Here is a 23,288-nt window from a genome sequence, read left to right as displayed (position 1 = left end):
CTTACTTAAATTAAAAAGTCATATAACTTACTTAGACAATAATTAGCAGAAACTTGCTTGATAATAGTTATGGGCGATAGTTGCCTGTTTACGACAATTACCCCTTGATCTTGGAGCAATTCCAAGACCTCCATAACAGTATGTTCATTCCAGACAAATGGGTTGCCAAAACCTAAAGCATCAGTAAGATCAGTAAAAGTAATTTCTGATTGCTTTGGCAATTGTGCTTCCCAATTCTTTAGAAGCAAGTATGCATAGACGTAGCGGTAAACACGGTTTATAGGATGCGGTAAAATGGTGAATTCTTCGCCATCAATGCTTAAAATATTTAAACTCGCAAAAGATCTCTCAGCCGTATAAAAAGATCTTAAAGGTGAAAGATTTACTTTTGCACTTTCAAATTCTCGAGTAACTGCATTAGATAAACTGTTTTGCGAAAATATATTTCCACTTAGTGGAATATATCGATTAAATAAATATGACCATAATATTGTTGGTGCATACTTATTCGCAACTTCATAGTGACAAATAATTTTTGATAAATCTTCAGTTAGAAATGGATCTTCTTCGTAAATAACTTCTCCTAGGGCTGTCAATGAAAGTGAATACTTATTTTCTTTTTTATCAAAATTAATAAGATTCATGGCTGTTGCATAATAAATATGAGGAACCACTTTTCCTGAACTTTCACCGGTAGGAATCATCGTCAGCGAAGAAATCTCTTCTTTAGTATGGTACTCATTATTAGCAGAAGCGACCCGCAGCAATTGTGCGAGTGCTTCTGTTTCCGGTGCAAATGTCTGATGAAAATTTAACTGGTATTCCATTTATTAAACCCTTTCTTTTAATGGGGTGACATCAATAATAGCTGGTCTTCCATATTGAAGTTCTCCATTTTCTTTCAGCATAGGTCCTGAAACTATACATTGACCTTTTCCGATTTTAGATAGTTTGTTGGCCCAGTCTTTTCTTTCAGAAAGGTCCGTACTCAAAAAGCTTGCCATATCATTTATTTCCGATTCAGGTGGAGAGAAGTATACTTTTTGACCGGCATTTTGCAAGCGTCGTATTTCGTCTTTCGCCATCTGCCCCTGCATGAATTGGGTTGCATACCATCCTGACCAGCCAAACTTTCTGCCTTCAGTCAAAATTTTGGCACTTGGGGATTTTTCAGAGTGATCCAAGTTTTGGGCTTCATCTAAAATAACAGGGAATGGCTTCGACTTATCTCCATGAGATAAGTTGAAGTTCCATAAATCCCATAAAATGAATTCCGTAACAATCAACTGAACTTCCCGTACAAATCCTGATAATTGAACTACAAAAACAATACCGTCTTTTGTGCGATGTTCTTCCCAATCGTATTCTTTTTTCATATTAAACGGATTGCGATCGATTAAAGGTTCAATTTTTGACAGGACTGTTTTTGCATTAGCGGAGTTATCGTTTTCCAATTCAGATTTCAAATACTGAAGGCTCATTTTGTCGCCGTATTTCTTCAACCCATTAGAAGTTGCACGGTATATAGCATTTGCCTGCTGATCTCCCATCCCTGGATAGACTGCGCTAAATACACTTCGGATACGTTCTGCTACATCAATATCTGTTTCTTCCATAAATTCATCTTCATCAATTTCTTTCATATTCTTTTTGAATGGATTTACCGGAAAACCTTCTTTTTGAACATGGAATTGATTTATCCGATCTCCCAAAGAATCCTTAAATTCAGGTTCCAACTTACTTTTCTTAAAACCGTCCGTATAGTCAAAAATCAGGCTTGAAATATTGTTATTCGCCAACTCCAATAGCAGGCATTGCATGAAATAAGTTTTACCTACTCCTGATTTCCCTGAAATTAAAATGTGGCGATTTTCGAGTTTAGGATGACCGTATTCCCAATATATTTTTTTCTTTGTACGGCTATCTTCGCCCAACAATACTCTTATCAACTCTAGGCTTTGACCTGGTTCTTCTATTTCTTCGATTACCGCTTCAGGTTTTTGGTGTTCTTTCGAGTCATCTATTAATGAATCGTCATCCTTTTTCATTTCTTTCTGATCTTCTGCCACTTGTGAAGAATTATGATTGAATTTATTCAATCCATTTTTGTAAAGGTCATTGCCAACTTCTGTTTTTATATTCCCAAGAACTAGCTGAGGCGTTTTAACATCGATTATTTCGTATTCTTCTATAGGTAACTCATCTTCATCAAGGTTTCTTGCAACTTCTTTATAGTTCTCCTCGTCATCTGCAAAAGCATCAAATTCCTTAGTTATCGGAGCAATGAACTCAATTTCCTGTCTTTCTTTTTGCGGTAACAACTGCGATTGAATATAAAGCTGACCATATGCTTTATGATTAATTTTCACATTGCTGCCTTCTAATAGTATTTCTGATTTTGAGACTTCTTCTTGATTATGGTCTAACCAATAAGTAAGAAGGGTTGCATCCCAAATGATTTGGAACTCACCATCCAGTATTTTCAACAAGTTCTGATTCAAAATACTTTTAGTAGTTTGATTATCTGTAATATGGACCGGAGAAAATGCTAACAATCGGTATAACTGAGCGTACCAATATCGTCTATCATTTGCAGTTGACTTCCCATTGAATACCTTGCCTAAAAATTCGAGGCTATTTTTAAGCTGAAGAGTACCTTTATCGATATGCACTTGATTTTCTTTACCCATTTTACACTCTACTAAATTTGCTTTTATAATGAGCTTCTCTTCATTTAAACCATCTTTTTCAATTTCAAGAAGCAAATAGTCAGGACGGTTAGGTTCATTGTTGAACCAGTGACTATAAGAATCTAAAGATATAAAACTTTTCAAAACCGTTTGAGGTTTAGGAGAACCAATATTTAAAGTTTTGACTGCTAGAATTCCGGATAAGAAGCTATGAATTTCATAATCTCGAGGGTTAAGAGCTTTTAATACTTTTATTCCATCTAGAGCAGAGGAAGACTCTAAAATGTATTCAGCAGATTCTTCACACATATTCAAATTCCATGAGGTGAAAAGAGCTTTTAATCGATTTTTCAGTCTTAATGCTATGTCTTCTTTCATATTCGCAGAAGCTGAAATAGCGACATTCAATTCGCCAAATGCACCTTCACCAGTAGAAAAACTAATTATGTTTTCTTTTTCAAATGTTGACTTATCTAATCCTGCATCAAGTGAAATTACCCATTGTGAATATTGGTGTAGTTTTGGAAGTAATTCTTTAATAGAATTATCAAGACTTAATACCTTCTCAACTCTATATAGTTGTTTCTCACCAAAAGGATTTTCAATCCAAAATACTAATTGAGAATGCGCAAAAGATGCTTGGAACTGTTTTTGACTTATTGAGATATTTCTTATAGTTTCATCATTTCTCGTAGGGATCGGATGAAAAACCATGGGAAATCGAGTGTCGCTAGGACTTATATTTTGTTCTCCAGTTTTTTCATACTTTATTTCTTTTGTAACCATCAGATTTTCAATGAATAACAAATCATAACGAGTTCTATCAATAATATCTTCAAATCCATTTACACTGGTTGAATCAAATTTATTGAAGTAAGTTTGAATTGTAATATTATCATCTTCAGTAAAAACACTGTCTAACCACATACTCATATAGTTTTTAGCTTTGTAATTATTTTTTGAAGAAAAAATATCTAATCTTAAATTAACGCCATGCGGAGAACTTCTATAATAATTTATAAATTCATGTAAGCCTTCTATTACTGGTTGCAACTGATTAAAATTAACAAATCCTATTGAAAGCGAATCGATATTAGCTGGAAAAGTAGTAATATATTGCTGAATATGAGATTGAATTAATTTCGCCTTTGCAGAGTTTGAGGCAGAATCCTTTTCTTCATTATCTTCTCCACTTGCTAAATTCATTTTCATAAGACTTGAACTGTCAAGAATTGTAGTCTTACTATTAGATCCGTGCGTCGCAAAATACCCTAAAACTTGTGAAGGAATTCGACTAAAATTGTTTACACTTAATATAGTATCTACCCCAGAAATAATGGTTGATTGTCTCTCAATTTTTTCAAATTTCGACTTTAACTTTGCGATAGAAATTACATCAGTTTCAAGGCTTTCCTTTATTATTTCAGCGATTCCTTTTCTTTGATAAGCTTGTTGGTCTAATATTTTTTCAAGCATCGCTGGATGAAAAGGGGGAATAATAGCTCCTTCGATCTTACCAACTGTTGCACTTATGTCTTCCTCCGAAACGATAGAAAACAAATTTGAAACTAAGTATAAACTGTCCTTTTCCACTTGTTTCATCTGTTCAACATTTCCATAAATATCTTTCATAATTTCAGTATATTTATTTATGAATGTTGTCGCTGCGTTACTATATTTAGTATTTATAGAGTTATAAAAGCCTTCATGATTAATATAATGGACAAAATTAATAAATGGCTCTCTTAAGCGAAGTAATTTGCCAAATAAAATATCTTCTGATGACTGCAAATGTTTTAGAGTTGCTAATATATTATTTGCTCTAATTTCATGTTCTTTTAGTTGGAAATGGAAAGATGCTGCATCTGGGCTCGATAAAAGATTTCCTAAATTATCGGAACTGAATATAGGTAATAGCATATCATTTCCATTTAATTGTTCTTCTAATATTGAAAGATAAGAAAATGATTGGAGCCAATAGTCATATGGGTTGAAGGTCCAGCTAAAATTAAGCGCTCCAAACCCTTCAGCTTTTATTTGGAAGTCTATTTTAGAAACCTTTTTAGTTGATGGAAATTCAAGGATGGGATTATCAAATTTATTCACATCAAATACATCATTTTGATTCAGATATTCAACATCAATAATATCTTCTAGTTCATTTTTTAAATATTCAATAATTCCTTTAACTGCTAAACATAGCTCTTTCCACCGATTCTCTTGGTCCTCTCTTATAATTCCCTCCGCCAAAGAAATTTTTTGTACATTAATAATTAATTTGGTTTCTTCAGTAATTCCTTTTTCAATTTTTGTTTGTTGAATATAATCAATTATCATAGTTGAAAAGGCATGCAGAGGATTTCCTTTAACTGTTCGAACTTTAGAAGAAATGATTACTTCTCCCGGTACTTTAACGCCCAATACTTTGTTTAAAATATAAAAATCAAACTGTCCAAATTCTTCTCGAAGCTGCTGAACGTTAATGCCTTTAGCGAAATTTCTTACTTGCTCTTGGAGGTGTTTATAAGAATGGAAATAGTTTTTAATTTCTTCTTGGTATAAATCAAATTCTTCTTTTTCTAAAAAAGCTTCAAATTTCTGGTTTATTTTATTTTCTTTAGAGCTACTAAAGCCATCTTTATATTCTTCTCTTCTTATAAACTTAGCTGCACTTTCTAGAATAGGCAGTTTTTTATTAGTCATTAACTTACTAATATCTTTCGCTTCTACTGTCTTGATATTAGGCAGTTCAAAGTAGTACCATAAATTACTTAAAACATAATTGACGATCTCTTCGGCTTCTGAGAAACCTTCCACTTTAATATCTTCTACTATTTCGCTAACTTGAAGTAAGTTAATGGGGGTAATCTTAAAGATGGCTTCAAATAAATTATTAATTAAATCTTTTTGCCCTTTATTATCATCTATTAATTCTTCAAACCATTTGGCATAATTACGATTTAGAGATTTTTCAATATCTTTAGGAGTAATAGAATAAAAATCCGCTAGTCCCCCTTTATCTTGAACGCTTTCTGTCCCTAATAAAATAATTGTTTTCTTCTCTTCTGCAAAGATATTTCGCCATTTTGTTAATCGCTGATTCTCACTAACAAAACTTTTTTCTTTTAATTGTTGAAGCACTGGACCAAATTTATTTTCTTGAATAAATTCTTCATATTTCTCCTGAGATAATTTAATTATATTATCCCCATTAGCGTTTAAAATATTTGCTAACTCTAGATAAATAGCAGGATGGCTAATATGATCAATCCTAAAGAAAGAAGCGTTTTGATTCTCACTATTTTTTTGATTTACTATATTAATTAATTCCTTCACATATACTTGCATTTTTTTCACCCTTTAAACGGATTTTCAACTATAGATGTTGCATCAGACAAATTTCTTAAAAAACCACAATCTTTTAATAGTTCTTGAAAGGCAGCTTCGTTTTCATCAAAGTCAACTAAATGGGTTATTTCTTTTTCATGAAAATGGTATGCGGCTTCTCTTGCCCCTATAATTATTTTGAAATGTTCATAGCACTTCTTTAAAAAAGTTGAAAATAATAACCTTTCTCCTGGTGCAATTAACGTTAAAACAAGTACCTTTACTAAATCTTCATTTAAACTAAAACGCATGCTTGGCCCCTTGTTAGGAATCACGAAGTTTATAGATTTGGCTAACCGTCGCACTAACAAATTTGTATCTTTAGCAGCCGCTTCAAGAGCCTTAGTATCATTCATATTTTTTATTTTATCTATATAACTTTGTATATCAGCATAGTGAACCGCTCTGTATATGTTTTCTTCCAATTCTCTATAAGAATTTACAGCAATTTTTCTTATTGGACTCTTAGAGTTATTAGTTAAATCAATTAGCCATTCCTGCGAATCTACACCTTTTATAGTCTCTGTTGCTTGTAAAGTCATTAAACGAATAATTTGTATTACAATAAGAGTCCCAAAAAGTTTTATTTTTTCAAAAGGGTCTAGTTCACAACGAACAAGATTACAAATTTCCTTTACAGTAAACTCTCCTCTTTTGTGATAAGTATCTGGTATAAATTCAGCAGTTTTTTTAATGTAATGAAAATTTAAATCGTTGTTATTTGGATTATCTACTATTTCTTCCCACTGCTTTTGAATGAATGTAGAGATGTGACTTAGTTGTTCGATGCTAGTAAGCATTTCTTTTATTCCACTAGTTATTAATTCTTTATATTCAGGAGAAGTATTTTGAAGAGATTGAGCTACATGCAAGTAATATACTTCTCCACCTCTCGCCATAAAAGCATGCTGATCAAAATTAAATTTTTTATCTACTTCAACCCAGTTTTTTTCAGAACTTTTATTTTCAGTATTTCCAAGTTTAATTCGGGTCTCCCTGTTTCCAATTGCTTCACAAAATATCATTTCTGGAGATAAGGGTAAAAGTGCTTGAGCTGACCACGAACGTTTTCCGGTTATGGCATTAAATCCAAATAACAAATCTTGCATAACATCTAGTACAAATTCTTTAGAATAATCTTTCTTTTTACTTTCATTAATCAATGTTGTTAAATAATTGCGGTGAGTAGCCATTGCTTCCTTATCTATATTAAAACGTTTTTCTTGATCGCTATGATTAAAGAAAATAAAACGCTTAAGCCCCATCCTAGGAATTGGAAAATACGCGAGCTTTTTACCATTAGTCGGTACAAAAAAAGAAAATCCTTCATCAGAATCGACATAATTTGCGTCACTTTTTTTAGAAATAAAAACGACTAAAAACTCAAGTAAATATTCATAATGCGTTTGATCTTTATAAAGTCTTTGTCCGTATATTTGAGTCTGAGGATTTTTCTCAGGTATTATTAAATCTTTTAAAGGTGGATAGGGCTTAATCATTTTTACTTCCTCCTAATTTTCTTAATCTACATAAATTTTGTTATCATCAATTTCTAAGTTAACTAATATAGGTCCTTTTAATGTTTGAACCAAAACCTTCACTTCTTCTGCTTCTTCCTTAAACTTATAGGCTTTATAAATTTTAGCTTTCATTTTATCTACTCCATGAGTTAAAGAAGGATTTAACTTTGTTGAAACAGAACCTCGAGCGATATTATCGAAGTAATCTAGTAATAGCAAAGAGAGAGGAAAAGACTCTTCTATTTTCGATAATTTAATTTCAAGTTTATAAAAGTTGACTTTTCCATCGAACTTTGACTCTACTTCCTTTTGTACGACTAATATTTCAGTAGTATTCACTTTACCTAATAAAAGTTGAACACTTTGAACATCAACGTCATTTCTCTTGAGAGGAAGATACAAAACTTCTTCTGCCTGAAGCCCCTCAATGTTACCAACTAAAATCAAATTCAAAGCACGAACAACCATTTTTTCTAAAATTCGCAGTTCTCTTTTCTTAATTAGTTCTTCTCTTAATTTAAGATATTTAGGAAAAATCGGAGTAAAGACTTTTGCTAATAACAATTCTTGTTCTTCATATGAATATTCTCCAAACAGTACTTGCATCCGTCTCATAGCCTTTCTTAACAAGTAAGGTTTTTCATCGGAATGTAAATTACTTGAATTTCTATTATAGAAACGCATTTCATTAAACCAAAATTTTTCCGACATATAGCGGACTTCCTTTTTGAGCTTTGAAAAATCATTTCTTACAAATATATTATAATTATGCGGAAGTTCTTTCTCGTCTATACGTAATGATTGAATTTCTTGGATTGCTTTAATTTTCAAAGCATCACTGGAACTTTTTGTACCGATATAGCCGAAAAATAAATTTGCAAAATGGTAGTTAAATAAATTTTCTTCGGTTTTTTTAATGCTTAATGTTCCACAATCTAAATTTCCAGTGAGGGAATAAGTTAAATGCGCCAAAATTTGACGTATAGTCAATCGTTTGTCGGTTTCATACAACCATCTATAGAAAGCTTCAATAAACGTTATTACTGATTCTTTATTTTCTCGAATAGTATTGTAGTTATTGTATATTGGACAACTTCCTGCGACACTGCACGTCTGACAAGGTGACCATAAATCAGGCTGAAGAATTTTTTCAAATAGTTTAGGAACTAAATCTGTATTATCTATTCTCGCCAAATTAATCAACACAACTTCATGTTGTCCAACAAATTTAGCTTCCCCGCCGTTGTTATCCATCATTTTCAGAATGTCCATTTCAATAGCATCTAAGTCCGCATTACTTGATATGGTTTTTTCATATTCTTTGAATGCTTCAATTAAAGGGCCCGTATTCGAAATAATAATTGCAGATCCACCTTGCGCTTTAACTTCAAACCCTTCTTTAAGGTATGCAACTTGTTCCTGCAAAGTTAATTCACTCATATCTTTTACATATAGTAATAAACTAGACAACTCTTCAATATAGCAAACATCTTTAATTTTTAAATTATCTTGTGAACGAATAACATTTAAAGTACTTAAGATTTGATGTAGCAAACCTGTTTTTCCATCGCCGGCATGTCCGGTAAGGAGAATAACAGAAGGCTTCTCTTTTATGGTTTTAATTAAATAAGTTCCTAATTCTCTTTCTATACGAATATGGTCATAATATGGACTTGTGATTTGCGACTCTGCTATAGCATTATCATTAGTACTACTCGCGTTATTCATTGACTGAAGATATTGTACGTAAGGATTAGTCATTTAGGGCACCTCTTTTTCCTGTTAAGTTTCATAATTAATTACATATAATAATGCTATATTACCATTTCCTTCGCAATAAAATAACAACAATTGGGAATTAATTAAGAAAATATTTCAAACTAATTTTTGGAGTTATTATATTTAGAAAGTTTGTATGAAACTTATATTATTATTCCTCTTTATTTGAATTTTTTTCATACAGATATTTTCATGAAGTTTTTTCTTTATAGGAAAATGCCCTAAAGCTATCAAATTAGCTTTAGGGCATTTTCATGTAGATTTATGCTAACAATTAAATTACTTCACTAGCAATATAATGATACAACTTACCATCCAAACTATTCTCCATCACTAAATGCATATGAACAACAGGAATCTCCTTGTTATTCTTATCTTTCATCACACTTTGTTCTATTGCATTTTTATCTGGCGTAACTTCGCCTAAGTAGTAAAAATCAGTTCCTTCGTCATCATCTTTTTTCACGAATAGATGCAGATCGATTCCTAGTTCTTTTGCTTGGATAATTTTTCGAACTTCTTCAGATGCTAATGTACGATTGCTTCTTGTCGACCACTTGAAGATTTCTGGATTCACAAATCCTTCAGTGTAAGCCACACTCGACTCAACTTCTTCGTTCTTGTGATAAGTAACAAAAATCGGGCAGGTCCCATGTTTGGTTTTATAGCCATACATCGTTGAGCCTTCATCGCTATGCCAATTTAACAATCTACACGCATCTTTTCTTGTGTACTTTTTATAGAGAGTCAATGGCTTCTCGCACGAATATTCTTCGCTTAATGCCATGGCTGTTTCGATAAGATCGATAAGCGTTTCTTTAAAATTAGAATGGGATTTTAATTGCCGCACAATTTTCTCATTGAAAGAATAGGATCCTTGCTGGTTTAGCACTACAATTGCTTTATTTCCGTATTTCTTTTGAGGGCCCGAATTGAAAAAGGACAAATCTAAAACACGCTCTACTGATGCAATGGTATCTTCTTTCGTCGTGCAGCCTTGTTGTTTTAATTGGCAAAGATAATCTTCTTTTGATACCTGCTCATCCTTCAGAAGAAGTTCAAGCAAAAGAATTTCATGCTTTCGTTTTCCGTTTAGCAGTTCTTGCGAAATCATTGTTATCACTTGTTCTTCGTATGTTGAAAATATTTCTTCTGTTTCTTTTAATTTCAACAAGAAGCGGTAATAATTTGGATAGTCTTTAACAATGACAAGAGGATCGATTGAGTTATGAACAATAAAGTCATGCAATTTCGGCACATGACCAATTCGATTTTTCAGTTCAATATAAGCTTCTCTCAGTAATTTTAAGGCGGTTAAGTTACTCGTTTGAATTGCACTAAACACGCGGTTCTTCGCAATTTCTTCAAAGTTAACAGTAGAGACACCTTTAATATAGCTCGTGTCTTTCATATGCCGGCGGATATTGTCTTTGTTTTGAGAACGGTCTCCTGATAAGGCAATCGGGATTAAGTAATTGTTTTTATAATTGCCGATAAAATCGATGATTGTTACATATTCTTTAGACCCATGCTTTCGCAGACCGCGACCAAGCTGTTGGATAAAGATGATGCTCGACTGAGTTTGACGCAGCATAACTACTTGGTTAACACTTGGAATATCGATTCCTTCGTTGAAAATATCGACGGTTAAAATATAATCTAACTGCCCGTTCTCTAGTTTCTCAACTTGTTGGATACGATCATCTTGCGAATTATCTCCTGTTAATGCTACCGTTTTTAAGCCTCTCTTATTCAACTCAATTGAAAGCTTTACAGCTTCTTCTTTTCTACTGCAAAACATTAATCCTCGAACCTTTTCTCCTGAGAAGCCATAGTAATTAATTTTTTGAAGAATGTGATTGACGCGTTCTTCTGTAACCAACTTTGAGAAGCTCTTCGTTTTGTCTGTGATTTCATCGCCTAGGTCAATATCGGTAACACCAAAATAGTGAAACGGACACAGCATGTCTTCTTCTAGCGCTTCTTGAAGGCGGATCTCATAGGCAACATTGTAATCGAATAGCTCGTATATATTAAAATCGTCAGTTCGTTCAGGAGTAGCCGTCATTCCCATTAAGAATTTTGGACGGAAATGATCAATTACTTTTTGATAAGATTTTGCCCCTGCTTTATGTACTTCATCGATCAAAATATAATCGAATGCTTGTGGATCGAGTTGGCGCAATGTATCTTCTTTTGAGATGGTTTGGATTGTCGCAAATAAATACCGCGCATGGGTTTGTCTTGAAGAGCCTGAAAGAATACCAAAGTCTTCTTCCGCTCCACCTAGAATACGCATAAAATCAGACTTTGCTTTTTGGAGAATTTGTTCCCGGTGCACGATGAAAAGCATTCGTTTCGGCGCAAAACTCCGAACATCAAATGCGGACAAATACGTCTTTCCTGTTCCAGTTGCGGAGACAACTAATCCCTTGTCATTTCCCATCTCTCGCACGGTTTGAATCTCTTGAAGAGCGGCTTGCTGCATTTTATTTGGCGTGATTTGCAATGCACCTTTTATCGAATTTGTTTCATAAGCAATTGGAAAGTCTGTAACAACGCCCGCTTCTCGGTTATTTTCGAGTGGAACATAAGTGCTTTCGTATGTTCGAATCCATTCATCTGTTAATGGAATAGACGTTTCCCACACATCTTTAAACTGATCGTTAAAGTGATTAACGATTTCGCCATTTTCAAGTGACGTAAGCTTTACGTTCCATTCGTAATTTACTTTTAAAGCGTTAGCGGTAAGGTTAGAGCTTCCAACAATCAAAGAATGATGCGTTTCATGATTGAATATGTATCCTTTAGAGTGAAAGCCTTTTTTATTAGCCAACCGAACTTCAACATTGGTAATTTTAAGCAGTTCTTTGAACACTTTTGGTTGGTTGAAGTTAAGAAATGTGGACGTCAAAATTCGGCCTTTTATCCCTTTTTGCTGAAGGTCTGAAAAGTGAGATTTAAGCGTCGCCAGACCACTTTCAGTTACAAATGCTACAGAAAAAAGAAAGGACTGGCAGTGGTCTAATTCTTCAAGCAATGTATTTAAAACGTTCTCATTCGTTTGGGTGTTATTGACCAACAAAGTTGGTTTAAACCGCTCGCCGCTATGTTGCGTTTGGTCGATAAATCCTTTGTATAAAGACTCCTGCAAATTCTGTAGTAAATCCATGTAAGGTCCCCATTCATTTTCTTAGTCTTGAGTAACAAAGGTTTGAGCTATTTTCTCGATTGCTGGAATATCAGCTGGCGCCCATTCCAAAGTTTCTAATTCATGTGGTTTTAGCCATTCAATAGCGGTATGTTCTGTAAGGACCGGTGTACCTTCTACTAAATTGCAGTAGAAAGTTGTTAAATGAACAATACCGAAATCATATTCGTAGACAGTGTGTTCTACTTGCTCGCCTATTTCTATATCACAATGCATTTCTTCTTTAATTTCGCGCTGTAGGGCTTGTTGTGGTGTTTCATCTGACTCTATTTTCCCACCTGGAAACTCCCATAGTCCTGGCAATGCTTTTTCAGTTCCGCGTTGTGCGCATAAGATCTTTTCTCCGTCTGTAATGACTGCTCCTACGACATGGATTTTCTTTTTCAATACGTTTCTCCTCACTTTCTTAAATATACTTCCGGTAATTAGCTCTCAAAAAAACACTGTCAATCTGGCTCGTAAACACTTCCGTATTCAATATCCTCTTCCCAATCAACCGGTTTGCAATGCTCTCAGTTTCTCTAAAGTCCAATTCCAACGCATCCGCAATGTCCTTCACTTCAACTGAGATTCGTTCTTCTGATTCCCCATCCGCCTCTTTCGCCTTCCGGTTCTCCTCCACCACAAAACTGAGAACTTTCGCCTCTTCCTCGGTTAGCTTCTCTGCCGCAAGAAGGTCTTCGATCCAATCGCGGCCGTTCACCGCGTCTTTCAGCGTTTTTGCCGCCTTGAACTGCGGCGCTTTGGAAGCGGCGATGGTGATTTCCTCGCCTGATTGCGGGTTGCGGCCTTTGCGCTCGGCTTTTTCAGCCACTTGGAATGCGCCGAAGTCGTTAATCTTCACTTCTTCGCCGCTCTTGAGGGCTTGGGTGATGCTGCTGAGAATTTCGTTGAGCGCCTTGCTTGCCTGGTCTTTTGGCAACTTTGTTTTATTTGAAACTGCCTGGATCAGTTCGGTTTTGTTCATCTTGTTTTCCTCCTGTATAAGAAGCGGGTTCTTCCCGCTTGTTTTTGCTCATTGTTTATACGTTCTATTATACAGCTTTCGGACAATTGGGTAATTTTCTCCTAGGTTTATTTCAACTTCTTATTTTAAAATAGTGTTAAAATGGAAACTGTTGCTTTATGCATCCATTCTATCTAAAAAGGAACTAAAAATATGATACAAATCTTTTGGTACATCTACGCCGCCTTTTTGGCCACTTTATCCATCGCCTATCTGATTCATGGCGGCTATAAGAACATCGTTTTCCTGATTGACCTGGCCGTTTCCGCCATCGCTTGGGTCGGGCTTTTCGGTTTTGTCACACACCGCGAAATCCTGACGCCGTTCTTTTGGCAGATCGTCTTTTTCGGCGTGCTGCTGTGGGATGTTTTCTTCTATTTCTTCCTGAAGGGCTCGCTCGTCGAGGCCGATGAGGAGGGTTCGCGCTCCATGGATCTTTTCGCCGGAGTTTTCATGCTCTTCCTGCTTGGTCCGCTTTATTATGCGCTTTTCCAGTATGCTTTTTAACATACTGGTCAAGTTGCATCGTTTGAAACTTTAAAGCTATAGCTACGTAAAGCTCCTTATCCATCAATTGCAGGAAGTGAAAAAATGTATTATGCATTTCTCTTAGTGGGAATTTTCTTTATTGGTATGGCAGTTTACCTATGTATGCTTATGTACTTTGAAAAAAAGGTTACACTGAATAATGTGGCTATGACCGTTTTGGGCTTGCTCATCGGCGGTACGGCTTTGATGACTACTCTTCCCAGCCTAAAGTACATACTGCTGAAAGAATATGATGTGGTCAAAGGGGACTGCGTCATCGAAATTTCTTCAGGTAAAACTGCCGATGCAACATTCAGGATGCCCGATACAGATGACGTGTTTTCTTTTACGGACATCCCTGAACTGGACGCCTACGGAAAAGCAATTCCTTATTATTGTGAAGTGACCGTTTCAAAAGACCATATGTTTGAGATTGGCTATAAGATTTTCGACATGGAGTCACGGGAGCTGTTGGCAACAGTCGAATAGCTTTTGTTTTAATTACTCCAAAAATCGGAAGAGGAAATAGAATGAAGAAATTTGAATGGGAATCTGAAATTGAACGAAAAAAACAGAAATTCTACTTGGTCTCTTTTGCTTTGGCAGCTTCGATCCATATCTTCATATCCTTTTTTGGCTTAGGAACTGAAAAATCTTCTGAATTCCATGTAATCAGCAGTTTTTTATTTTATGCTATTGTCTTTTATTTGGGCCTGCAGAAAAAGTTTTGGGCAGAGTTTATCATTAAATTTTTTGTTTGGTTAAATGTATTTCTTCTTTTTGTAATCGCTGCTGTTAAAATATTAGAACTGTTATTGTAAACAGTGCTTCCACCTTTGCATTGCACTAGAGGATAATGTTTCACAAGACAGCTGAATCAAAGAAAAAAGGCTCTCCGTCATTCGGAGAGCCTTTTCCATTCTTACAGCTTATATTCTCACTCATACAAGCCCGGCAGCCACAAAGACAGTTCCGGTATGAACGTGATGACCAGCAGGCAGACGATCATTGCGAACATAAACGGCAAAACAGCGATGGCAATCCGTTCAAACTGCACGCCGCCGACGCTCGATGCGACAAACAAGTTGACGCCAAGAGGCGGCGTGATAAAGCCGATCGCCAAGTTCGCCACCAGGATGACGCCGAAATGCACAGGGTCGACGCCGACCGCAACGACAATCGGCAGGAGGATCGGCGTCAGGACGACGAGTGCCGAGATGGTATCGATGAACATTCCGACCACCAGAAGCAGCAAGTTGATCGCCAGTAAGATGACAAACGGGTTGGTCGACAAGGCCGTCAAGTACGAGGAGATTTCCCCCGGTATTTGCTGGATGGTCATGAAATACGCGAACGATACCGACAGGCCGATGATGATCATCGTGGTCGCGTTGATGACGACCGCCTGCCGGAAGCTTTCGAACAGGCCGTGCCACGTCAGCTCCTTGTAGACGAACTTGCCGATGATGATGGCATATACCACCGCGACGACCGCCGCTTCGGTAGGCGAGAAAACCCCGCCGTAGATGCCGCCAAGGATGATGACCGGGATGAGCAATGCCCATTTGGCGTCCCAGAAAGCTTTGGCGACGTCCTTGAAAACGAATTTCGTCCCATCCGCCGGATCCGGCCGGTAGCCGCGTTTGCGCGAGATTATGTACGCCGTCATCATCAGTACGGCACCGATCAGGAGGCCCGGAAGAATTCCGGCCAGGAACATGCTGCCGACCGAGACGCTGCCGATGACGCCGTACAGGACGAACGGGATGCTCGGCGGGATGATGACGCCGATCGAACCGGCGGATGCCGCAACCGCGGAAGCGAAGCCGCCGCTGTAGTTGCGCGCCACCATCGCCGGGATCATGAATCCGCCGATTGCGGCGACCGTTGCCGGGCCGGAACCGGAAATGGCCGCGAAAAACATACAGGCGAGGATCGTCACCATGCTGAGGCCCCCGGTCATCCAGCCGACCATCGCTGCTGCCAGGTCAAGCAGGCGTTTGGATACGCCGCCTTTGCCCATCAGGATGCCGGCAAGCATGAAGAACGGGATTGCAAGCAACGGGAACGAATCGAGCGACGTGAACGCTTTTTGGGTGATGATGCCGAGCGGCAAAGTGGTGCCGAAATAGATGGCTGCAAGCGCCGATACGCCGAGCGCGATGGCGATCGGGACACCGATCAGCAGACAGGCGAATAAGGTGCCGAACAAAATTCCAATCGTCATACCGGAAGCTCACCGTCCTTGTGCATCTCGTAATCGCCGCGCCAGATCTGCACAATCTGCTGCACGAGGCGGATTGCCATCCCAATTCCCCCTAAAGGGATCGCCAGAAACGGAATCCACATCGGCAGCTGCATCGCAGGCGTCACCTGGCCGTTGTCAAGGCTGCTCAGCACCAGCTGCGTGCCGAAATAAGCCAAAAATAAGGCCAGTGCAAACCAGATCAAAGCTGACAGGGTTTCAAGAATCTTTCTTGGAACCCCTTTGAACAACCCGATAAATGCCTCCACACGTATATGCTCCCGCAGTTTGACCGCATAGCTTGCGCCGATCCACACCTGAAAAATGTGGATATAGCGCGCCAGCTCTTCTGTCCAGCTGGGCGCGTTGGAAAAGACATAGCGGCCGACCACCTGGCCGAAGATCAATGCCACCATGGCTATGAGCGTCAAGACAAGAAAAACTTCCTCTGCTTTCGCGAATTTTTTCACCATATCCCCTACTTCCCTTCAGAAATGAAAAATCAAGGAATCGCTTCCTTGATCCTTCACGACATTGCGTTCGATTTATTCGTTCGCGGCAAGCGCCTGGTCGATCAAATCCTTGCCGATCTGGTCTTCGTATTTTGTATAGACGGATTCTGCGGCTTCGCGGAACGCACTGCGCTGCTCATCCGTCAATTCATTCACCTGCATCCCTTCCGCTTTCAGCTGCTCCAGAAACTCGGTGTCCTGCTGCTGCGCAAGCTGGCGCTGTTCTGTGCGGAATTCCTCGGCGCCTTCCATGATCAATGCCTGAAGGTCTTCCGGCAGGCTGTTGTAGAAATCATTGTTCGCCAAAATAGCCGTCGCCGCATACACATGCCCTGTCAAAGTCAGGTAATCCTGCACTTCATAGAACTTGTTCGTGTAGTAGAGGGAAATCGGGCAATCCATCGCGTCGTAAGTCCCTTGCTGAAGAGCCGTGTACAATTCCCCGAAAGCGAACGGCGAAGCGTTCGCGCCGAATGCGTTGAACGTGTCCGTGTGCAGCGGGCTTTCCAGCGTCCGCATCTTCAGCCCCTGCATATCCTCAGGGCTTTCAATCGGACCTTCGTTATTGGAAACGTGGCGGAAGCCGTTCTCTCCGAAGACAAGCCCCTTGATGTCGTTGTTTTCCAGGTCTTTCAACAAGCTCTGGCCAAGTTCCCCGTCAAGCGCCTCGTATGCGGCTTCATGATTGTTGAACAGGAACGGCAGGTCGAAGACGCTGAACTTTTCGTTGAACGAAGCCATTGCTGCAACTGCCGGAATCGTCATTTCCACGTTGCCGAGCTGGACCGCTTCGATCGCTTCCCGGTCAGATCCGTACAATTGCCCGTTCGGATACAACTCGACTTTCAGGCGGCCGTCTGATTCCGCTTCCAATTTCTCCTTGAATTTCACTGCGGCCACATGGGAAGACTGCTCTTCCGGGACCAGGTGGGCTAAACGGATTGTGTAGACTTCCTCATCCCCGCCGCCTTCGGAAGTTGTTGTGGATTCGCCGCCCGGTCTGCCGCACGCTGCTAAAATGATAATTGCCATTAATAGTAATCCCAATAATTTTTTCATAATACCTCCTGATTGATGTAATGGTTCAGCAATCTGTTTTCGATGGTATCCAGATGGGCGGCCAGCTGCTGTTTGGCCAGCCCGATATCCCCTTGTTCAATCGCGTCGATAATGGCCAGATGTTCCTTGTACGCTTCCGCGGCGCTGGTTTCAAGCGTTTCCGACAGGAGCAGGAGCGCCCGGCTGCCCCCTGTGTTGATGGCGGCGATGATTTCCTTCATCCGCCTGTTCGAAGTGGTGTTGGTCAATAGCGCGTGGAACTGCTGGTCTTTATTCATGAAATATGCAAAATCGCTCCTTTCGACCGCCTGCGCCTGCTGGGCCGCGTTCTGCTTCAGCTCGAACAGGAGCTGCCGGCTGCCGGCTTTCGGGAGCTGCTCGAGGCAATGGAGCTCCAGCAATCTTCGCAGTTCCATGATTTCCCTGACATCCTGCGACGTGAAAAGGGCTACGGCCGCCGGGCGGGTTGAACGCAGGTCGATCAAGGCGTCAGCGGCCAATTTCCGCAGGGCTTCGCGCAATGGCGTCCTACTGATGCCGAGTTCGAAAGCCAGTTTTTCTTCCGGCAATTCTTCTCCCGGCGCCAGTTTTCCGGTGATGATCATTTTCTTAATCTGCTCATAGGCCTGCTCAGCCAGCGTCGCTTTTTTCGTGATTTTCTCCACGTCCCCCTTCCTCCCCCCATCTCCACACAGTGTATACTGTATACAGAAAGTATATGGTATGCTAAATTGTTTGTAAATATAAGTTTCATAATTGTCAAAATTCTCGAAAGAGGTGGCTGTTTTTGAAAAAAATATGGATTGAAGATTTACGCCAGTCATTAAAGTCTGATCAGGTTTCCGCCAGCGAAAGCGACCTGTACCGCCACGGCCATGATGAATCCTCCCATTCGGCGCATGAGCCTGAAGCCGTCTGTTTTCCGGAGTCGGCAAAAGACGTGCAGACCATTCTCGAAATCGCCCGCAAACACGGGCTCGCTGTCACCCCGTTCGGCGCCGGATCCGGCCTTGAAGGCCAGTCGATTCCGCTGAAAGGCGGCATTTCGCTGAATTTTGAACGCATGAACCGGATCGTCAAATTTTCTCCGGAGGATCTGCTTGTCACGGTCGGACCCGGTATGACCCGCTTGCAGTTGAACAGCTTCATCAACCGCCACGGACTCCATTTCCCGATCGATCCCGGGGCGGATGCCACACTTGGCGGCATGGCCGCCACCAATGCCAGCGGCACCACGGCGGTCCGCTACGGCGCCATGCGCGACCAGCTGCTCGACCTGGAAATCGTACTTGCCGACGGAACCGTCATGCATACCGGCACAAAAGCCAAAAAGTCGTCGTCGGGCTACCACATGACCGGACTGTTCGCAGGCTCAGAAGGAACGCTTGGCATCATCACCGAAATCACTTTGAAGCTCCACGGCATCCCGGAGCACACCATTGCCGCAAGCTGCACATTTTCGACGCCGCGCGAATGCGCCGAGGCGGCCCATATGATCCTGCTCAGCGGCATTCCCGTCATGCGCATGGAATTTGTCGACGCGCTGAGCATCCGGCAAGTCAATGCGTATGGCGGCTACAGCCTGCCGGAAAAACATTCGCTTTTCTTCGAGTTTGCCAATATGAAAAAAGCCGCCGAAGAAGAAGCGCTCCTCGCTGAAGAACTGCTGCGGGATCTGGGCTGCGAGGATTGGAAAGTCGCCTCCGATTCGGAAGAGCGGGCGCTCATCTGGCGGACGCGACATGAAATGGCCTATGCTTTCCGCCATCAGCCCGGCGTCTCCGTGACAGGCGGCGATGTTTGCGTCCCGATTTCGAAGCTTCCCGACATGATCGACTATGCCCGTAAATTGATCGCTGAAAGCGGGCTGCAGGGCGGCATACTCGGCCATATCGGCGACGGCAATTTCCATACGCTGATCATGTACGATGCCAAGGACCCCGCTCAGCAGCTCGCAGCTGAAGCCGTCAATGAAAAGTTGGCGCTCCAGGCCATTGCGCTCGAAGGGACCTGCACCGGCGAACACGGCGTCGGGCTCGGGAAGATGAAGTTCCAGGACGCCGAGCACGGTGCTGCCGTTGCGGTCATGAAAAGCATGAAGCAGCTGCTCGATCCCGGAAACCTGCTGAACCCCGGCAAGATCTTCAACTGAACGTCCAGACGGATTTCGGGGCATCGCCAAAATAAAAAGACCGCTAATTCACAATGAATTAGCGGTCTATATTTATTGGTGCCTATTCCATCACTTTTCCAGACGCTCCACAAATCCATTGAGGCGGTCGAGTGAATTGATGTTGCCGTTGCATATTTCACTGTCCTGGCAGATATAGTTGCCGCGCTTGGTGTAGTTGTCCTGCCCCGAGCTTTTCGTCTTGGCGGTGAACAGGCCGACTTCGCTGTGGCGGTTGCAGACCGAGCAGATGCCTTTTTTGTGGCTGCGTGTCAATGTGCCATGGACGCCGTGCAGCACGCCGTCTTTTTCCGTCACCAAATACATGAGCGTCGAGCTCTCAACCCAGCTGAGGTACGACAGTTTCTTGAAGTCGAGCGCATCGAACTTCGGCCCTTTGAGCTTTTTCGCTTTCGGGAACAGCTTTTTCAGGTTTTGGTCGGTGACGGTCTTGAACGGGATGACGAATGGCCGGAGCTGTTCCAGGAACGCTTCGGCGTCTGCCGTTTCCTTCACTTGCGACAGCGGGCTGAGCACCGCTTTCTGTTCCTGCGTCAAATTCGGGAACAGCTTGAAGACTTTTTCGTGCGCCAAGTGGCGGAGGACATTCAGCACTTCGGCGTCGTTGCCGGTCGCCTGCCCTGTAACCAGGATCTTTGTCTGGTCCTTGATGAAATTGAACTGGTCATTCCGGATGAACGCATCAGGAAGGTTCCCTGCGCTTCCGGTTCTATCGGCTGTTTCTTTTACATGTATCATGTGCCCACTCCTTAGTTTTTTGGATAGATGATTATAAGGAAGAAAGCCGTGTTCTAACAGCGAAGTTATTGGGCGATTGGTTGCTGCTTGCCCCATACAAAGTATCGCCGTTTGGAATACCAGGCTTTGCATGAGTTTTTAGTGACGCTGACAATTGGACTGCGATTGTCATCTGATATCACCTCCCAAAAGGCTAGGGGTTTTCCCCTTTAGTTTTCATCATACAAGAATTTACTGTCAATTTCCATTTGAAGAAACTTCATAATCGTCTCTCAGATTTCTAGAGAAGCCAGGGATTCAAGAAACCAGCGTTGCCATCCAAGATATGGTAGTCGATAATGTTTAAGGAGAATCTTTTTTAATCGGAAGAATCCGTAAAGGTCCCGCTTCTTCAATAACTCAAAAAAGACAGAGTCGGTTGTCCGGGAAAACAGAAAAATGGGGGAATTAATAATGATGAATTTTTCAATCGATGAAAAAGAAATGATTTTTGAAAATGAGCACTATATCACCAAAATGCTAATCACCGGCAAAGGAAAAGGCCAAGACCGTGGAGAACCAAGACTCCGCTGCGCTGTTTCCATCAGCCTTGAAGCCAAGGAAACCGGAAATGACATCAATCTTCGAGCAAACATCTACTGGGATGCCAAGTACCCAAAAACCCACCTGTTTTTCAGCGGCGGCAGTTTGGTTGCGTTCATCGATCAACAAGGCTTGGAATATGGAAAGTTCAAAGAAGAATATTGGGATAAAGTCAAACGCCTGGCATCTAATGTGTTTACTGACGAAGAAATTCTTGAATATCAAAAAATGATGGATGCTGTAAAAGCTTAATCCCTAAAGAAGCGCAAATCTAAAACGATTATCCATATAACAAGTTAGCCCCCAGAATTCTGTCAAAGAAATTTCTGGAGGCTTTTTCTTGTTCAATTATTCTACTGGGTTGTGGTTTTATTTCCCCGCGAACCGCGCACCACTTTCCTGCCTGGAGGTTTCAGGGTATTTAACCGTACTTCACTCTTCTTTTTTACTAGTTTCCTGTATTTTACAGGTTCACCTTCTCGACAAAAAATGGGAATAGCGGCGCGGGAACGTGATATGTTTCATCGCTGAAGCTGACAAAACCAGCTGCGCCTGAAAAGAAATCAGCGGTTTCCTTGGTAGCTGCAAACCACATGAGCGACCGCTTTCGCCGCCACGAGAAGGGCATCTTCGTCAATGTCGAACCTCGGATGGTGGTTAAGGTAGACGGTGCCTTCCCCTTTCGGCCTGCAGCCGATATTGAAGAAAAGCCCCGGCGTTTTTTCCAAGTAATATGCGAAATCCTCAGATCCTGAAAATATCGGGAACTCAATCACTTCCTTGATTTCCGGATCATCCGCCTGTTCAAGGATCGCTACCGCTTCTGACGTAACCGCTGCGTCATTGATGAGCGGCGGATAATCGGCCAGATACGTAAAGTCGCACGTAACGTCAAACTGCACTTCGATTCCTTTGACGATGCGATGTATTTCCCGGGCAATGAGATTCTGGGTCTCTTCGTTCATATAGCGGACATCGCCTTCGATTTCGATGCTGTCCTTGATGATGTTGAATGAGCCCTTGCCGTCGAACGAGCCGATGGTGACCACGCCCATGTCGAACGGATTCAACCGCCGGCTGACGACGGTCTGCACCGCTGTGACAAAATGGGCACCGGCGACAATCGGGTCATTTGCATTTTGCGGCGCGGAGCCGTGTCCGCCCCTGCCTTGGATGATCAGCTTGAAATACGTCCGGCCCGCCATCGCATAGCCGCTCCGGTAGCCGATTGTGCCTGTTGCATGGCTCGGGAAAAGATGGGTTCCGAACACTGCATCCAGATCATCGAGGACGCCAGACTCCACGATGCTTTTCGCGCCGCCGGGCGGCGTCTCTTCGGCGTGCTGGTGGATGATTTTGATGGTGCCCGAAAGCTGGTCTTTCAAGCTGATCAGGCAGTCGGCCAGAACAAGCATATAGGCAGTATGGCCATCATGGCCGCAGGCGTGCATGACGCCATCGTTCTGCGATTTGAAGGGTACGTCCGTTTCCTCATGGATCGGCAGGGCATCGAAATCCGCCCGCAGACCGATCGTCTTGCCCGGCTTGCCTCCCTGGATGGTGACAATGATGCCATAGCCGTTTCCGACATGGGTCTGGACTTCGACATCTTTGCCTTTATAGAAGTCGGCAATGAACTGCGCCGTCTTTTCTTCCTTGAAGGAAAGTTCAGGATTCTGATGCAGGCGGCGCCGAATCTCGATCATTTCGTCTTTCCGGCTCGTGAGCATATCCAATAACTGCTGCTTCGTTTCTTCTGTCTGTATTTGCTGCGTCATTTTTCCATCTCCTTTTATCTTCTCTTCTTAACAAACCGTTTTTCCTTTGCCTCATCTTTTCT

18 protein-coding genes and 1 pseudogene are annotated in these 23,288 nt (G+C 41.2%); 5 read left to right on the top strand and 14 right to left on the bottom strand.

Going from position 1 to position 23,288, the window contains the following annotated elements; translation table 11 throughout:
- Positions 1-5: 5 nt before the first annotated feature.
- From FQV30_RS01685 to FQV30_RS18085, 7 genes and pseudogenes are all read right to left on the bottom strand, one after another.
- Positions 6-827: a DUF4007 family protein gene (locus FQV30_RS01685; RefSeq protein ID WP_146498413.1), complete on the bottom strand. Its 822-nt coding sequence runs from the start codon at positions 825-827 to the stop codon at positions 6-8.
- A 3-nt stretch (positions 828-830) separates the two neighbouring features.
- The gene (locus tag FQV30_RS01680; protein ID WP_255473278.1) at positions 831-6,038 is read right to left on the bottom strand and encodes an ATP-binding protein; all 5,208 of its coding nucleotides are present in this window, start codon (positions 6,036-6,038) and stop codon (positions 831-833) included.
- Positions 6,039-6,043: 5 nt separating this feature from the next.
- Positions 6,044-7,576 carry a hypothetical protein gene (locus tag FQV30_RS01675; protein WP_146498412.1) on the bottom strand — a complete coding sequence of 511 codons (1,533 nt, stop codon included), beginning with the start codon at positions 7,574-7,576 and terminating at the stop codon, positions 6,044-6,046.
- A gap of 21 nt (positions 7,577-7,597) precedes the next feature.
- Positions 7,598-9,358 carry a hypothetical protein gene (locus tag FQV30_RS01670; protein ID WP_146498411.1) on the bottom strand — a complete coding sequence of 587 codons (1,761 nt, stop codon included), beginning with the start codon at positions 9,356-9,358 and terminating at the stop codon, positions 7,598-7,600.
- A gap of 292 nt (positions 9,359-9,650) precedes the next feature.
- A complete protein-coding gene (locus tag FQV30_RS01665) occupies positions 9,651-12,548 on the bottom strand; it encodes a DEAD/DEAH box helicase (protein WP_146498410.1) in 2,898 nt (965 codons plus the stop codon).
- A gap of 21 nt (positions 12,549-12,569) precedes the next feature.
- The gene (locus FQV30_RS01660; protein WP_146498409.1) at positions 12,570-12,974 is read right to left on the bottom strand and encodes a (deoxy)nucleoside triphosphate pyrophosphohydrolase; all 405 of its coding nucleotides are present in this window, start codon (positions 12,972-12,974) and stop codon (positions 12,570-12,572) included.
- Between the two features lie 313 nt (positions 12,975-13,287).
- Positions 13,288-13,572 (bottom strand): annotated as a pseudogene (locus FQV30_RS18085) (HU family DNA-binding protein); the annotation flags it as partial.
- Positions 13,573-13,746: 174 nt separating this feature from the next.
- Here FQV30_RS18085 and FQV30_RS01650 point away from each other — a divergent pair.
- From FQV30_RS01650 to FQV30_RS01640, 3 genes are all read left to right on the top strand, one after another.
- Complete coding sequence (locus FQV30_RS01650; RefSeq protein WP_146498407.1) at positions 13,747-14,100, top strand: hypothetical protein; 354 nt, start codon at positions 13,747-13,749, stop codon at positions 14,098-14,100.
- Positions 14,101-14,184: 84 nt separating this feature from the next.
- Positions 14,185-14,610, top strand: a complete 426-nt coding sequence (locus FQV30_RS01645; protein WP_186725494.1) for a hypothetical protein — start codon at positions 14,185-14,187, stop codon at positions 14,608-14,610.
- Between the two features lie 41 nt (positions 14,611-14,651).
- Positions 14,652-14,942: a hypothetical protein gene (locus FQV30_RS01640; protein WP_146498405.1), complete on the top strand. Its 291-nt coding sequence runs from the start codon at positions 14,652-14,654 to the stop codon at positions 14,940-14,942.
- Positions 14,943-15,058: 116 nt separating this feature from the next.
- Here FQV30_RS01640 and FQV30_RS01635 read toward each other — a convergent pair whose 3' ends face one another.
- The 4 genes from FQV30_RS01635 to FQV30_RS01620 form a co-directional block, all read right to left on the bottom strand.
- Positions 15,059-16,348: a TRAP transporter large permease gene (locus FQV30_RS01635; RefSeq protein ID WP_146498404.1), complete on the bottom strand. Its 1,290-nt coding sequence runs from the start codon at positions 16,346-16,348 to the stop codon at positions 15,059-15,061.
- Positions 16,345-16,839 (bottom strand): TRAP transporter small permease, encoded by a 495-nt coding sequence (locus FQV30_RS01630; RefSeq protein WP_146498403.1) that lies wholly within the window; start codon positions 16,837-16,839, stop codon positions 16,345-16,347. The genes FQV30_RS01635 and FQV30_RS01630 overlap by 4 nt, the downstream gene beginning before the upstream one ends.
- 72 nt (positions 16,840-16,911) lie before the next feature.
- Complete coding sequence (locus FQV30_RS01625) at positions 16,912-17,937, bottom strand: TRAP transporter substrate-binding protein (protein ID WP_146498402.1); 1,026 nt, start codon at positions 17,935-17,937, stop codon at positions 16,912-16,914.
- Complete coding sequence (locus FQV30_RS01620; RefSeq protein WP_146498401.1) at positions 17,934-18,602, bottom strand: GntR family transcriptional regulator; 669 nt, start codon at positions 18,600-18,602, stop codon at positions 17,934-17,936. Before FQV30_RS01620 ends, FQV30_RS01625 begins: the two co-directional genes overlap by 4 nt.
- 131 nt (positions 18,603-18,733) lie before the next feature.
- Between FQV30_RS01620 and FQV30_RS01615 the strand changes: the two genes are divergently transcribed.
- On the top strand, positions 18,734-20,089 hold the full coding sequence (locus FQV30_RS01615) for an FAD-binding oxidoreductase (protein ID WP_370512363.1): 1,356 nt from the start codon (positions 18,734-18,736) through the stop codon (positions 20,087-20,089).
- Between the two features lie 90 nt (positions 20,090-20,179).
- Here FQV30_RS01615 and FQV30_RS01610 read toward each other — a convergent pair whose 3' ends face one another.
- Together FQV30_RS01610 and FQV30_RS17840 are read right to left on the bottom strand one after the other, a co-directional pair.
- Entirely contained in the window at positions 20,180-20,866 is a 687-nt protein-coding gene (locus tag FQV30_RS01610) for a FusB/FusC family EF-G-binding protein (protein WP_146498399.1), read from the bottom strand.
- Positions 20,867-20,897: 31 nt separating this feature from the next.
- Positions 20,898-21,038, bottom strand: a complete 141-nt coding sequence (locus tag FQV30_RS17840) for a hypothetical protein (RefSeq protein ID WP_186725493.1) — start codon at positions 21,036-21,038, stop codon at positions 20,898-20,900.
- Positions 21,039-21,319: 281 nt separating this feature from the next.
- On the opposite strand from FQV30_RS17840, the gene FQV30_RS01605 reads away from it, so the two are divergent.
- The gene (locus FQV30_RS01605; protein WP_146499535.1) at positions 21,320-21,700 is read left to right on the top strand and encodes a hypothetical protein; all 381 of its coding nucleotides are present in this window, start codon (positions 21,320-21,322) and stop codon (positions 21,698-21,700) included.
- Positions 21,701-22,011: 311 nt separating this feature from the next.
- Here FQV30_RS01605 and FQV30_RS01600 read toward each other — a convergent pair whose 3' ends face one another.
- Positions 22,012-23,226: an amidohydrolase gene (locus FQV30_RS01600; RefSeq protein WP_146498398.1), complete on the bottom strand. Its 1,215-nt coding sequence runs from the start codon at positions 23,224-23,226 to the stop codon at positions 22,012-22,014.
- Between the last annotated feature and the right edge of the window lie 62 nt (positions 23,227-23,288).

The organism is Planomicrobium sp. CPCC 101110 (assembly GCF_007859395.1).
Taxonomy (GTDB): domain Bacteria; phylum Bacillota; class Bacilli; order Bacillales_A; family Planococcaceae; genus Planococcus.
The sequence above is the reverse complement of the archived record's forward strand: the minus strand, read 5'-3'. Positions and strand labels throughout refer to the sequence as shown.

Bases quoted from the DNA above. Each gene is read 5' to 3' on its own strand.
- FQV30_RS01625 (WP_146498402.1), bottom strand. From the start codon at position 17,937: ATGAAAAAATTATTGGGATTACTATTAATGGCAATTATCATTTTAGCA.
- FQV30_RS01610 (WP_146498399.1), bottom strand. From the start codon at position 20,866: ATGATACATGTAAAAGAAACAGCCGATAGAACCGGAAGCGCAGGGAAC.
- FQV30_RS01680 (WP_255473278.1), bottom strand. From the start codon at position 6,038: ATGCAAGTATATGTGAAGGAATTAATTAATATAGTAAATCAAAAAAAT.
- FQV30_RS01630 (WP_146498403.1), bottom strand. From the start codon at position 16,839: ATGGTGAAAAAATTCGCGAAAGCAGAGGAAGTTTTTCTTGTCTTGACG.
- FQV30_RS01650 (WP_146498407.1), top strand. From the start codon at position 13,747: ATGATACAAATCTTTTGGTACATCTACGCCGCCTTTTTGGCCACTTTA.
- FQV30_RS01640 (WP_146498405.1), top strand. From the start codon at position 14,652: ATGAAGAAATTTGAATGGGAATCTGAAATTGAACGAAAAAAACAGAAA.
- FQV30_RS01665 (WP_146498410.1), bottom strand. From the start codon at position 12,548: ATGGATTTACTACAGAATTTGCAGGAGTCTTTATACAAAGGATTTATC.
- FQV30_RS17840 (WP_186725493.1), bottom strand. From the start codon at position 21,038: ATGACAATCGCAGTCCAATTGTCAGCGTCACTAAAAACTCATGCAAAG.
- FQV30_RS01685 (WP_146498413.1), bottom strand. From the start codon at position 827: ATGGAATACCAGTTAAATTTTCATCAGACATTTGCACCGGAAACAGAA.
- FQV30_RS01600 (WP_146498398.1), bottom strand. From the start codon at position 23,226: ATGACGCAGCAAATACAGACAGAAGAAACGAAGCAGCAGTTATTGGAT.
- FQV30_RS01670 (WP_146498411.1), bottom strand. From the start codon at position 9,358: ATGACTAATCCTTACGTACAATATCTTCAGTCAATGAATAACGCGAGT.
- FQV30_RS01675 (WP_146498412.1), bottom strand. From the start codon at position 7,576: ATGATTAAGCCCTATCCACCTTTAAAAGATTTAATAATACCTGAGAAA.
- FQV30_RS01635 (WP_146498404.1), bottom strand. From the start codon at position 16,348: ATGACGATTGGAATTTTGTTCGGCACCTTATTCGCCTGTCTGCTGATC.
- FQV30_RS01605 (WP_146499535.1), top strand. From the start codon at position 21,320: ATGATGAATTTTTCAATCGATGAAAAAGAAATGATTTTTGAAAATGAG.
- FQV30_RS01645 (WP_186725494.1), top strand. From the start codon at position 14,185: ATGTATTATGCATTTCTCTTAGTGGGAATTTTCTTTATTGGTATGGCA.